This window comes from Pseudomonas sp. E102, from assembly GCF_052660185.1.
Genome location: NZ_CP084025.1, coordinates 4,103,419 through 4,118,356 on the forward strand (window position 1 = coordinate 4,103,419; position 14,938 = coordinate 4,118,356).

The window sequence follows — 14,938 nt, forward strand, 5'->3', positions numbered from 1 at the left end:
TCAGTCAGTGGTAGTAGCCGGGGCCACGCAGGTTGATGTGCTCGTCGGGCAGTAACGGCAGGTTTTGCTGGGCCAGCGGCAGGCGTTCCAGCCCTTGGCGCAGGATCGATTCCAGGCTCTTGTAACTGCATGCGCCCAGTGCCAGCGCACGCTGGCACGCGGCTTCCAGCCGCGCTTCGCCGTGCTGTTTGCTCAGGCGCAGGATCCCCAGGCAGGCGCGGAAGCCGTGCTGCGGATGGATTCGGCGCTCGAGGATGTAGGCGATGACACCGGCCGTATTCGGGCCCGTCTGCTCAGCCCAGCGGATCAGCCGCTGGGGCGTCCACTCGGCGTGTTCGCGGTGACTTTTGGGCATGTGCTCGGTGTGGGTAGTGTGGCGGCCTTTGTGCGGCGAGCGCAGGTGGCTGGCCACACGCTGGTTGGCGTGGAAGCACTCGACGGTCTGGGCCATGAGCCGCACTTCGAGTTGGTGCTTCACCAGTTGGTATGGCACCGAGTAGAAGTGACCGTCGACCTCGACGTGGTAGTCGATGTGCACCCGCACCTTTTTCCACTCGGCGTAGATGTAAGGGTGTTCCGGTAGCGGTTGCAACGCCGGTTGGTCGATGGTCTCGAAGGCCGAACGGCGTGAGCCGGGCAGCTTTTTGAAGGGCTTTTGGTTGAGGCGATCCAGCAGCAGTCCGATGGCAGTGTTGAGTTCACCCAGCGAAAAGAACTGCCGATTGCGCAGCACCGCCAGGATCCAGCGCTCGACCACTTGAACACCGACTTCGACCTTGGCTTTGTCCTTGGGTTTTCGTGAGCGAGCAGGCAATACGGCGACGCCGTAGTGCTCGGCCAGATCGCGGTAGCTGGGGTTGATATCGGGCTCGTAACGGTGCGCCTTGGTCACGCCACTGCGCAGATTGTCGGGCACCAGGATTTGTGCGGTGCCGCCGAAAAAAGCAAAACAGCGGCCGTGCGAGCCCAGCCAGTCGGGCAGTTTCTGCGACCAGGTCGCCTCGGCGAAGGTGTAGCTGGAGGCGCCGAGGACGGCGACGAATATCTGGGCCTGGCGGATCTCTCCGGTTCGCCGGTCGATGATCGGCACGGTCTGACCCGCGTAATCGACGAACAGTTTTTCGCCGGCGCGATGTTCCTGGCGCATGACCACGTCGACCTTGGCCGCCCAGAGGCGGTAGTGCTCGCAGAACCAGCTGTATTGGAAGCCTTGGGGATGGGTGAGTCGGTACTCTTGCCAGAGCAAAGCCAGAGTCACGCCGGGGCGGCGCAGCTCGGCATGCGCCCAAGCCCAATCAGGCATCGGCCTTTGATCGCTGAGAACTGTTGGTGCTGGCGGAAACAGGCATCGCTCCAGCTCGGCGTCCGACAATGATGTCGGCCAAGTCAGCCCGCAAGCGTTGAAACGGTGCAGGTAATTGCCGGCACTGCCGCTGCTGATGCGCAAGCTGGCGGCGATCTTGCGCACAGACAGGCCGGCGTCGAACTTTAGGCGTAGTACCTCTCGGATTTTACGCATGGATATACGCTCCACGACGACCTCTTCGCTTCGATAAAAGAGGCCGATGGTAGTGAATAGTCCTGCGTTGCCGCCTGCCTGAGCGTGGGTCGGATCAGTGAGAAATCACTGTCCAAGTGCTCGTGGAATCAGTGTCCAAGTCAGAGTGGAATCGCTGTCCAAGTGTTCGTGGAATGGGTGTCCAAATGCGCGTGGAATACGCAAACAGGTGAGAAAAAACACAAAAAAATCTGCGAACACAGCAAAAACTCTTACAATCCAAGGCCAGTTTTCCTACACATTTTCCCCACCGATTCCCAAAGAGATAACCCCGTGAGTGACTCAGACAGCTCATCCGCGCCACTGGTTGACGTAGTGAAGCTTGCCGCATCCCTCCAGCGGTTCGCAGATGATCGCGACTGGCAGCAGTTCCACTCTCCCAAAAATCTCATCCTGGCTCTCACTGGCGAGGTCGGCGAGCTGTGCGAGATTTTCCAATGGATGAGCGATGCCGACTCGATCTCTGCCGCAACAGATCCCGAAATCGGCCAAGCCGTCAAGGACGAACTGGCGGACGTACTGATGTACCTGGTTCGCCTGAGCAGCGTACTCGGCATTGACCTCAACGAGGCGGTGACACGGAAACTCGCCTCGAATGGCCAGAAGTACCCCGTGGCTAAAGCCAGAAGCAGCAGCAAAAAGTACGACCGACTCTGACCACCCCGTATCTAAGGACAACCCGTGATCGTTTACGCTGCGACCAAACAGCAATTTCTTAAAGACAACGATAACGATGACATCGAGGAGGTGATCCTCAGGCATTACAAGGAAGCTACCGGCAAGAACGTTGGCACCTCGGAAATCAGGTCGTGGCAAGGGTCCCTAACATATATGGCCAAGGTCCTTAGAGATGAGGGCCTGCCGAGTGATGCAGGCCTGGCCATTGAATTGCACATTCCGCAGTCGTCGAAGCGAATCGACTTTCTACTCACCGGTCGCGACGAAAACCAGGCAAAAAAGGCCGTACTGATCGAGCTGAAGCAATGGAGTAAGGCCAACGCCACAACCAAGGATGCCATCGTCAAAACGGCATTGGGTGGCGGCCTCATTGAGACCATTCACCCGTCCTATCAGGTGTGGTCATATGCAGCGCTGTTGGAAGGCTTCAACGAGGCGGTGTATGACAAAAGCATCGAAATCCGCCCGTGTGCCTACCTCCATAACTACGTCAGCGACGGCATCATAGATTCAGCTCACTACGAGCCCCACATCAGCAAGGCTCCCCTGTTTCTGAAAGGCCCGGAAGAGCTCAGTAAACTCAGAAGCTTTCTGAAAAAGCATATAAGTCATGGCGACAACAAAGAGGTTCTTTACGAGCTGTCCGAAGGAAAAATTCGCCCGTCCAAGGCGCTAGCCGAAGCGCTCGGGGGGTTGATGAAAGGCAAACCCGAGTTCGTATTGATTGACGATCAGAAAGCAATTTTTGAGTCGGCGCTGGCGGCGGCAAGCGAGGCCTCGGACCAAGCACCCAAGGTGATGATCATCGAAGGTGGACCGGGCACTGGGAAAACTGTTCTCGCTATCAATCTGCTGGTGAAACTCACCGAATTGAAGCTGATGAGCAAATACGTCTCCAAGAATGCTGCCCCACGCAAGGTCTACGAAAGCAAACTGGTTGGCACCATCAAGCGCAGCCATTTCTCGAATTTCTTTTCAGGCTCTGGGGCATTCATCGACACTGAGCCCAACACATTCGATGCGCTTATCGTGGACGAAGCTCACCGGCTGAATGAGAAAAGCGGGCTTTACGGAAACCTTGGGGAGAACCAGATCAAAGAGCTGATTGACTCAGCGAAATGCTCAATTTTCTTCATTGATGAAGACCAGCGTGTAACCTTGAGCGATATCGGCAGCAAGCAGGCGATACGCGCCTTTGCAAAAGCCAAGGGTGCTGTGGTGGAAGAACACGTGCTGTCTTCGCAGTTTCGCTGCAGTGGTTCTGACGGTTACCTGGCATGGCTGGATGACACGCTAGGCATTCGCACGACGGCAAATCCGACGCTTGAGACTCAAGAGTACGAGTTTAAGGTGTTCGACTCACCTCAGGCGATGCATGAAGCAATCAACGAGAAAAACCATGGAAACAAAGCTCGTGTGGTCGCGGGCTATTGCTGGCCTTGGCTGAGCAAGAAAGACTCCACCGCCGCTGATATCTTCATTGGTGACTACAAACGCCAATGGAACCTAGATCAGGATGGCAGCCTATGGATCATCGCTGAAAACTCCATTGAGCAGGTTGGCTGTATTCATACCTGCCAAGGTTTGGAAGTGGACTACATCGGGGTGATCATCGGGCCAGACCTAATCGTACGTGACGGTAAGGTAGTGACATCCCCAGACGAGCGCGACAAGCACGATAAATCGATTCGCGGCTGGAAAAAAATGATGAAAGAGCAACCTACACTGGCGAAAAAAGAAACAGACCTGATCATCAAAAATACCTACCGAACTCTGATGACACGTGGGATGAAGGGCTGCTACCTGTACTGCACCGACAAAGAGACTGCGCAGTACTTCGAGGGCCGGCTTAGCCAACACAGCAATCATTGAGGGTATCGTTTGCTAGGAGCCCCTGAACCTGCGAGTGGGGACATCGTACGCGCAGGGGCAACAATCAACAGCGCGACCATTTGCTTGATAGACTCGATCCCGATTCGTTTTTGGGGCGGAGCTTAAATAGCACCGTCCATCGAAATCCAGACCACGCAGCGTTCCAGCTGGTATTCCAAGCAAGTTGGCCAATAGATTATTAACTTTAAAAAACAGATAGATACCGACTTATTTCAAATTACCCCGGCCCACCATTTTGTCTTCCCAGGAAGACCCAAAAAAGCCGTAAAGCCTAGATAAATCAAAGCTTTACGGCTTTTTTATTGCCCGCGTTTTCCCACCTAGTCCCAGGACATCCCACGGTTGACGGGGCATCTATGGGGCATAAAACGCTCATCAGCTCGCTCGGAGAGGATGTGCCCCCAATGACGGCGCAAAACCATGAAGTAGCAGAATGGTTGGTTTATGAGGAACGCCGGCCCTCCCGATAAAACATTTGTTGCCAGCGACAGTGATGAATCGATACTAAATATCAGCTGACATCGCATGGCCGCCCCGGACGTTCTCGCGACACCAGCCCGCAGGAAAATTCCGGGGAGTCGACGTTCCAATATTAGAGGTTCGGGTCCAGCACAATGACGCCTTGAACTTCCCTTCGCTCCAATAACGCGTGCGCCAGCCCCGTTTCGCTCAAGGGTAACGTCGCGCCGATGACTGGTCTGATCAATCCATCTGTAACGCCATCAGCGAGGAACTGCAAAGCCTCGCGAATCAATGTTGGGCGCTGGAAGAATGCCGGCAGGTACATGCCGGCCAAGGTTTGCGCTTTGGCCATTAATCGACGAGGCGGCAACGCCTTGCCTGGCCCCCGCGTGGAGCCCACCACCACACAACGTCCCAGCATGGCGAGACACTCAAAGTTCTGATCGAATACCTCGCTGCCGATGGTTTCGAGGATCACATCAACTCCACGCCCCTCGGTCAGCTCAAGCACGCGTTCCGGCCACTGAGGAGTGTCGTAGCTAATGGCATAGTCGGCCCCAAGACCGCGCACGAATGCGCGTCGGCTTTCAGTGCTGGCCGTACCGAAAACCGTCTTTGCGCCCATGGCTTTAGCAATCTGCACAGCCAGACTGCCAACCCCCCCGGCGGCGCCCTGAATCAAAACGCTTTCACCAGACTGTAAATGCGCGCATGTGCGTAGAGCTAGAAACGCAGTCACTCCCTGACAAGGTAAACCCGCCATGGCGACGTCGTTTGCTGACTCATCCAGCGTTACCAGCATGTCAGCACGAGCAATAGCCTGTTGTGCGTATGCGCCTTTAGGCATCAAGGCCATGACCTTGCGCCCGACAATGCCAGGGTCAACGCCCTCCCCTCTTTGCGAAACGCGTCCGACGACCTGAAGTCCGGCGACATGCGGCAGCGTGACACCTCCAACGCGTGTTTCGGGCCGGTTATACATGCCCAACCGCTCACGAATATCTGGAAAATTCACCCCGATCGCAGAGGTGTCTATCAACACCTCTCCGGCCCCCGGCGTGGGCGTTGGCAAGTCGACGTAGTCGAGTACTTCGGGCCCGCCGAAGCTACGGAACTGAATCGCTTTCATCATCTGAGGTCCTGGATTCTTAGCACGTCAGATCTGTGAACGCAGGCCTGACTTGGAGGCTGATCGGAGGCGCGGTATGTGCTGCCGAGCAAATCGCCACAGCATTGTTTCGGCTATTTCACCCCATTGAGAAACAGCGTGGCGTGTCTCAAAAACAGATCCGGGTATTGATAGATCGCGCCATGGTTTGAATCCGGGTAGATCACCAGTTGGGCGTTGGGCAAAGTCTGCTGCAAGGTCACGTCATTGGCCGTATAGAAGACAATGTCATGGCTACCGGCGACTATTAACGTCGGTTGCTTGATGCCTTTCAGATAATCATCGGCGTTGTCGGCCGGTACTCCCCAGGCCGCGATGGCGGCTGCTTGTGCGGGTGCAGTCTTGCTATCGACATCGACATCGCGATTGACCTTACGTGAGCGCAGACGGGTAAGGAACTCATGTCCGGCGGCCTGGCTTTCAGCGGTCTGGGTAAAGAAAACGTCCAGCAGCAGTTCATCCGGTACGGCTCGTTTTTTTGCCAGATAGCCCTGGAATTCCGGCGTCAGCGATTCCATACCAACGCCACCGCGAGGTGATGAGCCGACCAGAATCAGGCGACGTACGAGGTTCGGATGATCAAGCGTCACTTGCTGTGCGATCAGACTGCCCATGGAAAAGCCCAGCAAGTCAGCCTTTTTCACGTTCAGTGCCTGGAGCAGGCCGGCGGCATATTTGGCCATGCCTTCGATAGTGTTCGGCACTTCACCGCCGGAACTGGCGACGCCGGCATTGTCGAAGAGGATAATTTCCCGATCACGGGCAAAACCGTCGATGACTTTAGGATCCCAGCTGTCCAGGTTGCCAACGAAATGCTGGAGAAATACCAGTGGCACGCCACTGGGTTTGCCGAAGCGACGATATGCCAGGCGCACGCCGTCGACATCGATGAACCGCGTAGGAGCGGTTTGATGGGTGTAGCTTTGGGCAGCTTTGTCTGCGGGGGTGGTGCTTGCCTGAACGGTCAGTGTCGAGCACGTAGCCGTCAGCGCGACGATGGCCAGGGTATGGCGCAACGCCCATCGGGTGTTGAGAACGGTCATGTAGAAATACCTGACAAAGACGAGTTGGTTTAGGGTCCGTCCTGACTGATTGCCGGTCGGGACGGAGCAGGATCAGGCCGGATTTTTTACACTTGGACGTTGCTGCACGTTTGTCTGCCATGCCAACAGCGCGCTGCATTGATCGGGAATGGCAATACTCGCGAAACCGGCGAAAATAAGCCCGGCAAATACCGTGATGTCGGCCATGGAAAAATGCTCGCCAGCGATATAGGGCTGGCTACGCAACACCTGATCGAAGTAGTCCATCCCAGCCACCGCTTTGTTGCGTTGACGGTTACCCCATTCGATACGACCTTCCCATTCAGGACTCTTGTATGGCTGAAGTGCGGCACCGAGCCCCGGCGTGGCGTGGTGGAAGTAATAGCCGACCGGATCCGCCAGCTCGGACTCCGCGCGCTTTTGCATCATGTGGATAATGGCCTTTTCCTTCGGCGTCTTGCCGGTGAGAATCGGGTTGCCGTCCAGATTGTCCAGATACTCGGTGATTGCGGTACATTCGGAAATGTTGGTGCCGTCATCCAATTGCAGAACTGGGACGGTCCCCAGAGGGTTGATCGCCAGGAACGCGGGTTGCTTGTGTTCCGCTGCGGGCAGGTCGATCTTGATGAACTCTATTTGCGAGCCCAGGCCTTTTTCGGCCAGAACGATACGAATGCGCAGCGGGTTAGGAAAACCAGGAATATCAAAAATCTTCATACGAGCTCCATACTATCTATCTACCTATCGATAGGTATAAGCTACGGCAAGAGTATTTTCACTGTCAACGTCTATCTATCGATAGAAAGGTAAAGTTGTGACGACGGATACGCGAGAAATGATCATGGCGGCTGCCCGAAAAATGGTGCAGACCCGAGGCTACAACGGCTTGAGCTTTCGTGAACTGGCCAAAGAGGTCGGCATCAAGAGCGCGAGCATTCACTACCACTTCCCTACCAAAGGTGACTTGGGTGCGGCTTTGGCCAAACGTTACACCGAGGATGGTCTTGAGTACCTTGATGGTCTACGCGCCCATTCCGAAGATCTGAATGTGTGGATGAAGGGTTACACCGACGTATTTCGCATGGCACTGGTCAATGACAATCGCATGTGCCTGTGCGGGATCATGGCTGCCGAATACGATGACTTACCACCCGAGGTGAGGACAGAGGTCGACGGCTTTACCGAACTGAATGTGCGTTGGTTGACGGAAGTCTTGTCTGTTTGCCGGCCACAGTTGAGCCTCGAGGAACGACAACATCAGGCACTGGCGATCTATGCGGCGGTGGAAGGAGCTCAGTTGATCGCTCGGGGGCGTGATGACATTAGCGTTTTTGACAAGACAATCGAGACGTATCGCTCGGCAGGTCTATTGCCTTAAGGTTCGCTGTTTTGTCGACACGCCTTGATTGAGGCGCCATACCTGCAGCGACGCGAGCAATCGCTGCAGGTACCGCAATGAAAATCGATCAGTGACTAACGACGCCGGCATCATCTCCAGTTCGACGATGATTGTTACGCTTGCTTCAGCTGAGGCATATACGCGGCAAGTTCAGCAGGATCAGTTGTCGGTGGGTTGAGCTCTGTGTTGATGGTTGAACCGCCTATGAATCGTTCGAAGATTTTCCAGCCGTGTTCAGTTCGACGCAAGCGATCCATCATGGGCGAGTACAGCCAGATGCCTGGCAAATCACCGGGACTATCAATGGCCTGCCCATCTCCCAGCATCGCTGCCAACGCTGGCGTGGCGTAGCGCACAAGCAAATTCTGATATCGCACCACTACTCCATCCTCATCGACATCAACGATGTGATTGGTAGCGTGTCGGCTGACCCCTGGGATCAGGTATGGGTAGTCCTTCTCGAAAAACTGTCGGATCTCATCGTGCCCACGAATGGTGCCATGGAAGTGGTAGGCGACGGCGTCCGGTAGAAATGCATCGACCATGGCCTCAACATCCCAAGTCTCAAACCACCAATTGACCCTGTTCACGAAGTCGATCGCGCTGATTCGCTCCGCTGTATCGACGCCACTCTGGGACGAAATTCTCGGAAAAGCTTTCATGAGTACTTCCTCATTTCAGGTAGGAAATTATATGTGCAATTGCACATCTAACGCGCAAAAAAAATTTCATTTGCCACCGGTTTGCTCAAGAAGCGAGTTACGAATCTGCACAGCTGCGGCCTCACCGATTTGATCCTCACGCTCAAGCTGCGCAGCTTTCCAATGAGGTTCAGCCTCCTTGAACTTCGCTCGTCCTTGCGCTGACAGTGAGAGTCTGATGGCAGAACGCGGCCCTTCGGCATGGCTAGCGACATAACCTTCGCTCTGCAGCGGCTTCAATGCCCGAACCAACGTGGTTCGTTCCATGACCATCACCTCCGCCAGTTCGGCGATCATGATCCCGGGATGTTCATTGATCAGTGCAAGAACGGAAAATTGCGAGACAGTGAGGCTCGCAGCAGCCAGATGCCGGTCGTAGAGGCGGGTGAGCAGACGCGCATGGCGTCTTGCGGCGAGACAATGACAAAGGTCGGCGTCATGGGGGCTTTTCATGACGCCCATAATATGTGCATATACACACCAGTCAAGTACAAATATTGAGACACCGAGACTTGCGCGGTGCCAACGAAACTCATAAAGGTCGGTAAAACTGTCGCAACGGCCCCAGATCGCCCGTGTTCGCGGCATTCGCAAACCTAATTTACGAGGCTGGAAATTTATGTCCGAAACACGAGAACTCTACGGCGCGTCAACGGGAAACAGCATTCGAGCTGCGATCGCCCTTGCTGAAGCGGGCATAGAATTTACCCCGAGGTGCCTTGATCTGCGCTCGGGCGATCAGCGTGCCCCGGAATATCTGGCGCTTAACCCGTTAGGTAAGGTTCCGACGTTTGCCGATCACAGCGTTTCCCCCACCCTAGTCATCAATCAATCGAACGCAATTATTCAATACGCTGACGAGCAGGCGCCTGGTCGGCTGTCGCCCGAAAGACCGAGCGCTCAACGATATAGGGTTTATGACCGGTTTTATTTCTTCGTTACGGATGTTATCGCTCCTAGCCACAGCGCTTTTTTCCTGCGCCAGACAGGGCAACAAGACGCCTCTGCGCCACTGGATCGAAGAGCGCTGGAGCACCTGCTGATGGCGGAAGCTTTCCTTGAAGGTGAGTACATGGCGGGCGACTTCTTCTCAATGGCCGATATTTCGGCGTTTACGTTTGCAAGATCGGTGCACGGCCAAGTTGACTGGGAAAAACTGCCCCGTATGACACGCTGGCTGGCGTTGATAGAAACCCGGCCCGCAGTGAGGCTGGGTTTGCAGGCGTTTGAATCTGCGCCGTCGTTGCGAAAATAATCGTTCAGCGCCATGTCTTGATTTTCGCCTCCTGCAACAACGCCACCTCCCCCTAAGGTACCGCTGATTTCCCCGAGCTGAATTATTCGTTGACAATGATTATTGTCATAATCTAATTATATTACGGCAATAATAATTCCCAGCGACGTGTTCGGTTGGAACCTAAGAGAGAGAAAACGATGACAAGCCCCACTATCCTCATTACCGGCGCCAGCGGTTTTACCGGCCGGAGAACCGTTGAGATATTGCGTGAGAAAAAATACGCGGTACGTGCGCTGGTCCGCACGAACGATGAACGAGCGGACAGATTGCGCCAACTGGGTGCCGATGTTGTGGTCGCAGACCTGCTGGACTTGAACGCAGTTCGAGCAGCGCTTGAAGGCATCAAGCGAGCTTATTTCGTTTACCCAATCGCACCTGGCTTGATTGAAGCGACTGCCCACTTCGCTCTCGCTGCTAGAGAAGCCGGGGTAGAGTCAGTTGTAAACATGTCTCAAATTTCGGCACGTCGCGTGGCCAAGAGTCACGCAGCCCTCAACCACTACACAGCCGAGCGAGTGTTTGACTGGTCGGGCCTGGATATGACCCACTTGCGGCCCACTTACTTTGCACAATGGCTGATCTACCCGCACTGGCGAAAACACATTGTTGAACACAGCGAGATTCGCCTGCCGTTTGGTTCAGGTCGTCACGCGCCGATCGCAGCAGAGGATCAGGCTCGGCTGATCGCTGCCATTTTGGAAGACCCGCAGCCCCACAAGGGCAGGACGTACCCGTTGTACGGTCCGGTGGAACTGAACCAACAGGCCGTAGCTGACGAAGTCGGCAGGGTATTGGGTCGTGACATCAAATACGTGGCGATAACACTGGATCAGTACCGCCAGGAGTTGCAGAGCGACGGCTTACAGCCTTTCCTCATTCAGCATCTGCTGGAAGTTGCCAAGGACTACCAGCAGGGTGTGTTCGCCGGTGAGGATTCCATTATTGGCGAAATCACGGGACAGCCACCGATGGCTGTTCAAGCGTTCGTGACCTTACACAAGGAACTGTTCAGCAGATAAAACCCTTGTCGAATTGCGATAAGCGATGCTGCAGCCAGACACCCGGAAGCCAACCTGCCTCCGGGTGTCACATTTCCCAAGGCAAGTATCCCCAGATGTGCATTCACCAACTATCCGCCTCAGGTGACGAGTCACTGAGCTCCGTCCGGACGTTTGAGCCGGGCCTGGTTTGCACAGGCCAGGAACGTCTCGATGACCTGGCTGCGGCGTTCGGCGAGGCAGTAAAGGTACGTCTCTGTATGCACCGGATCCCCTTCGATACGAATGGCTTTGAGGTTTGCACCTGGGATGTACTCGGCCTCGGACACAACACCCAGGCCGATGCCCCTGGCGACTGCTTCCCGTAGTGCCTCTCGACTACCGATCTCCATGACCATACGCGGCGTCACGTCCCGTTCGGCCAGCGCCCGCTCAAATGCCAGGCGTGTCGTCGAGCCTTGCTCGCGGCGTAACATCGGCTGCCCCTGTAGTTCTTCCAGGCGTACGACATCGCGCTGTGCCAGCGGATGCTGGTGATGAGCAAACACGATTACCCGGTGCCGGGCATAGAGCGTGGAGTGGAACGACGGATCTTCATGCAGGCCTGCGAGGACTCCGATGTCTGTCACGTAGTTTTCCAAGTCCGCCAACACCGAGGCCGAGTTGCCCACCCGGATCGACAGCTCTACCTGGGGGAACTCGCGACGATAAGCATCGACCATTTCGATGACGTGAAACGGGCCAACCGCCCCCAGTCGCAACTGTCCCCTGACCATTGTCCCGGAGTCACGCAATAATCCATGCGCTTCGGCTTCAAGGGCCATCAATTGCTGGGCGATAGGCAGCAGTTGACGGCCAACCGTCGACAGCTCGGCGCGGCGCCCACGGCGGTGGAACAACTCCAGGTTATGCAAGCGCTCCAACGCCTGTATCTGCGTGGTGACCGTCGGTTGGCTAAGCCCAAGTGATCGTGCCCCCGCGCTGAAGCTTCCCTGACGGGCCACAGCCAGAAACGCGCGCAGCTTACTGTTCGACATCCATAGACTCCCTCAATACTTTTTCATGTAAACCAATATTGAATCGATGGCATGACGGTCACATTACAAAAATAAGGTAAGCGGCATACCCAACCACGACTCGGATATGCCATGAAAATTCTTCGTAAGCTGTTTTGCGCTGCCAGTGTGTCCCTACCGCTGCTGATCAGCAGTGAAGTATCTGCCGAGACGGCGCTGAGGATCGGCCTGATTCCATCCGAAGATTCTCAATCGATGATCGAGAGCAGCCAACAGGTGCTCGACCAGTTGCAGGCGAAGTTGGGCATGCCCGTCAAGCCGTTCGTGGCCACCGACTACAACGGTGTGATCGAGGCGTTGCGCTCCAAGAAGCTGGATGTTGCTTACCTTGGGCCATTTTCCTACGTGCTTGCCAGCCAGGTGGCCGACGTGGAAGCGTTCGCCGTGGCAGTCACTAAAAAAACCGGCAAAAGTGCCTATCGCAGCCTGATCGTGGCCCGCTCCGACAGCGGCCTGAAGTCGCTGGCCGACCTGAAGGGGCATACGTTTGCTTTCGTCGATCCAAGTTCGACGTCCGGTCACCTCTTTCCCAAAGCTGGTATCGAGAAGGCTGGTTATCAGCCGGACAAGCTGTTTTCCCGCGTGATTTTTTCTGGCTCGCACGATGCGAGCATCCTGGCCGTGGCCAACGGCAAGGTGGATGCTGCCGCTGTGGCTGACCGCATTCTGGCGACCGCCACGACGCAGGGTGAAGTCAAGCCGGACGAGTTGCGCGTCGTCTGGAGCTCGTCGGATATTCCCGAGTCACCGATGGTGTGGCGCAAGGATCTGGACCCGGCGCTGAAGCAGAAGCTGGCGGCAGCACTGGCCGAGGTCAAGGATATCCCCTGGGGCGATCAGGGCATGCTCAACGGTTTTCAACCCACCCGCGACGGCGCGTACGACGTGGTCCGAGAGACCGCCAAGGTACTCGATCTCGACCTGAGCAAAATGAAATGATCAGGGTTCATCAACTCACCAAGCACTACGGGGACAACCCCGTGCTCAGAGGCATCGACCTGCAGATCGGAGCCGGTGAGTTCGTCGTCGTGCTTGGGCAATCAGGTGCTGGAAAATCCACGCTGCTGCGTTGCATGAATCGGCTGGCCCAGGCAGATGGTGGCGAGCTTCACATCGCTGGGGTCGACGCGATGCAGTCACGTGACGAGCGCGCCCTGCGTCGTCAGGTGGCGATGATCTTCCAGCATCACAACGTGGTACCGCGCCTCTCGGTGTTGAAAAACGTACTCACTGGACGCCTGGGATCGCTGTCGACACTGGCCTCGGTACTCCAGCTGTTCAGTCGAGCCGACGTGGAATTAGCGCAACAATGCCTGCGCCGAGTAGAGCTGCTGCACAAAGCTGACGCGCGCACCGACTCGCTGTCGGGTGGGCAAATGCAAAGGGTCGGGATCGCACGCGCACTCGCCCAGCAACCCAAGGTAATTCTCGCTGACGAGCCCGTTGCCAGTCTTGATCCAAAGACGGCGCGGCTGGTCATGCAGTACCTGCGTGATGCCAGTCGCGAGCTCGGCATTACCGTGGTGTGCAACCTGCACCAAGTCGATTTCGCAAGAGAGTTTGGCGACCGAATCATCGGCCTTGCCCATGGTCGCCTCGTTTATGACGGTGACGCGAGCGGTCTCGATCAACCCACGCTAAATCGTATCTATCCAGCGACAGGCGCGGATGACAATGCGACGGACATTGAATGCTCCTCGCCGCTGCGTTACAGCAATAGCTTGGGAGGTTGACATGCGCACTGAAAATTACCGCTGGATGGTTAAAACGCCGGACAGCCTTCGCGGCTGGGCTTCAACAGCCTCGCTGGTATTGATATTGATGGTCGTTTTGCACTGGAGTGCCAATGGCGCTCAGCTCAGTTGGGGGGAGTTGGCGGCCGGCCTTCCGCAAATCGGCGACTTCCTGTCTCGGTCAGTGCCACCCAACCTGGATATCTTGCCCAAGTTGATAGCGCCGGCTCTGGAGACCTTGCAGATCGCAATCTGGGGCACGCTCCTGGGTATCCTCTTCGCCGTGCCGCTGGCCTTTCTCGCTGCACGTAATCTGCAAAGCAACCGCTGGCTGTATCAAGGAACCCGACAAGCGCTCAACGTCATTCGCAGTATCAACGAGCTGATCCTCGCGCTGGTCTTTGTCTCCGCTGTGGGCTTGGGACCCTTTCCCGGCGTACTGGCGCTTGCCGTCCATGGCATTGGCATGCTCGGCAAGTTTTTCGCCGAGAGCATCGAAGAGATTGATCAGGGCCCTCTGGAAGCACTTCGAGCCACGGGCGCGCGACCGCTGCAGGTGATTGTGTTCGGGGTCATACCGCAGGTCATCACAGCCTGGATCGCCGTGATCCTCTATCGCTTCGAGGTCAACCTGCGCTCGGCGACCGTGCTGGGCATGGTCGGTGCTGGTGGTCTCGGATTCGAGCTGGTGAGCAGCATCAAGCTGTTCAAATACCAGGAGACTGCCACCTGCATCATTGTGATCACGGTGATGGTAATCGCCGCCGACATGGTTTCGAACCGCTTGCGAGCCTCGATTCAGCAGGGCGGCAGACACTAGCCCATCACGCTCGTCGCCGCGTTTCAGCCGGCGATCACGCCCCTTTTACCCGACTTGATCCAGCGGAGTATCCCAGTGGTCACGCACACCCATTCAACGCCTGGCAGTATCG

At 56.1% G+C, this 14,938-nt stretch carries 15 protein-coding genes; 8 read left to right on the plus strand and 7 right to left on the minus strand.

Annotation, left to right across the window (positions count from 1 at the left end):
- Positions 1-4: 4 nt before the first annotated feature.
- Positions 5-1,519, minus strand: a complete 1,515-nt coding sequence (gene istA / locus DOCECA_RS18720; RefSeq protein WP_445570917.1) for an IS21 family transposase — start codon at positions 1,517-1,519, stop codon at positions 5-7.
- Between the two features lie 312 nt (positions 1,520-1,831).
- Between istA and DOCECA_RS18725 the strand changes: the two genes are divergently transcribed.
- Both DOCECA_RS18725 and DOCECA_RS18730 read left to right on the plus strand, forming a co-directional pair.
- Positions 1,832-2,215 carry a nucleotide pyrophosphohydrolase gene (locus tag DOCECA_RS18725; RefSeq protein WP_090281339.1) on the plus strand — a complete coding sequence of 128 codons (384 nt, stop codon included), beginning with the start codon at positions 1,832-1,834 and terminating at the stop codon, positions 2,213-2,215.
- A 24-nt stretch (positions 2,216-2,239) separates the two neighbouring features.
- Complete coding sequence (locus DOCECA_RS18730) at positions 2,240-4,108, plus strand: DNA/RNA helicase domain-containing protein (protein ID WP_445570918.1); 1,869 nt, start codon at positions 2,240-2,242, stop codon at positions 4,106-4,108.
- A gap of 613 nt (positions 4,109-4,721) precedes the next feature.
- On the opposite strand, the gene DOCECA_RS18735 is transcribed toward DOCECA_RS18730, so the two are convergent.
- From DOCECA_RS18735 to DOCECA_RS18745, 3 genes are all read right to left on the minus strand, one after another.
- Positions 4,722-5,723, minus strand: coding sequence for a quinone oxidoreductase family protein (locus DOCECA_RS18735; RefSeq protein WP_434607879.1), 1,002 nt, complete (start codon positions 5,721-5,723; stop codon positions 4,722-4,724).
- A gap of 110 nt (positions 5,724-5,833) precedes the next feature.
- Positions 5,834-6,802 (minus strand): alpha/beta fold hydrolase, encoded by a 969-nt coding sequence (locus DOCECA_RS18740; protein ID WP_445570919.1) that lies wholly within the window; start codon positions 6,800-6,802, stop codon positions 5,834-5,836.
- 72 nt (positions 6,803-6,874) lie between these two features.
- A complete protein-coding gene (locus tag DOCECA_RS18745) occupies positions 6,875-7,519 on the minus strand; it encodes a glutathione S-transferase (protein WP_445570920.1) in 645 nt (214 codons plus the stop codon).
- Positions 7,520-7,637: 118 nt separating this feature from the next.
- Between DOCECA_RS18745 and DOCECA_RS18750 the strand changes: the two genes are divergently transcribed.
- On the plus strand, positions 7,638-8,180 hold the full coding sequence (locus DOCECA_RS18750; RefSeq protein ID WP_420765613.1) for a TetR/AcrR family transcriptional regulator: 543 nt from the start codon (positions 7,638-7,640) through the stop codon (positions 8,178-8,180).
- 134 nt (positions 8,181-8,314) lie between these two features.
- Here the strand turns inward: DOCECA_RS18750 and DOCECA_RS18755 are convergent, their stop codons facing one another.
- Both DOCECA_RS18755 and DOCECA_RS18760 read right to left on the minus strand, forming a co-directional pair.
- Positions 8,315-8,863 (minus strand): nuclear transport factor 2 family protein, encoded by a 549-nt coding sequence (locus DOCECA_RS18755; RefSeq protein WP_434675838.1) that lies wholly within the window; start codon positions 8,861-8,863, stop codon positions 8,315-8,317.
- A 66-nt stretch (positions 8,864-8,929) separates the two neighbouring features.
- Positions 8,930-9,364, minus strand: a complete 435-nt coding sequence (locus DOCECA_RS18760) for a MarR family winged helix-turn-helix transcriptional regulator (protein ID WP_434607886.1) — start codon at positions 9,362-9,364, stop codon at positions 8,930-8,932.
- A gap of 157 nt (positions 9,365-9,521) precedes the next feature.
- Here DOCECA_RS18760 and DOCECA_RS18765 point away from each other — a divergent pair, with 157 nt between their 5' ends.
- A complete protein-coding gene (locus tag DOCECA_RS18765) occupies positions 9,522-10,157 on the plus strand; it encodes a glutathione S-transferase family protein (protein ID WP_434675837.1) in 636 nt (211 codons plus the stop codon).
- A gap of 179 nt (positions 10,158-10,336) precedes the next feature.
- Positions 10,337-11,218 carry an NmrA family NAD(P)-binding protein gene (locus tag DOCECA_RS18770; RefSeq protein WP_445570921.1) on the plus strand — a complete coding sequence of 294 codons (882 nt, stop codon included), beginning with the start codon at positions 10,337-10,339 and terminating at the stop codon, positions 11,216-11,218.
- Positions 11,219-11,349: 131 nt separating this feature from the next.
- On the opposite strand, the gene DOCECA_RS18775 is transcribed toward DOCECA_RS18770, so the two are convergent.
- Positions 11,350-12,234 carry a LysR substrate-binding domain-containing protein gene (locus DOCECA_RS18775; RefSeq protein WP_420765618.1) on the minus strand — a complete coding sequence of 295 codons (885 nt, stop codon included), beginning with the start codon at positions 12,232-12,234 and terminating at the stop codon, positions 11,350-11,352.
- 111 nt (positions 12,235-12,345) lie between these two features.
- Here DOCECA_RS18775 and phnD point away from each other — a divergent pair, with 111 nt between their 5' ends.
- From phnD to phnE, 3 genes are read left to right on the plus strand one after another with little or no spacing between them, the layout of a single operon-like run.
- A complete protein-coding gene (phnD, locus tag DOCECA_RS18780) occupies positions 12,346-13,212 on the plus strand; it encodes a phosphonate ABC transporter substrate-binding protein (RefSeq protein WP_434560773.1) in 867 nt (288 codons plus the stop codon).
- The gene (gene phnC, locus DOCECA_RS18785) at positions 13,209-14,006 is read left to right on the plus strand and encodes a phosphonate ABC transporter ATP-binding protein (RefSeq protein ID WP_434560775.1); all 798 of its coding nucleotides are present in this window, start codon (positions 13,209-13,211) and stop codon (positions 14,004-14,006) included. The genes phnD and phnC overlap by 4 nt, the downstream gene beginning before the upstream one ends.
- A gap of 1 nt (position 14,007) precedes the next feature.
- Entirely contained in the window at positions 14,008-14,826 is an 819-nt protein-coding gene (phnE, locus tag DOCECA_RS18790) for a phosphonate ABC transporter, permease protein PhnE (RefSeq protein WP_434560777.1), read from the plus strand.
- Positions 14,827-14,938 lie beyond the last annotated feature (112 nt).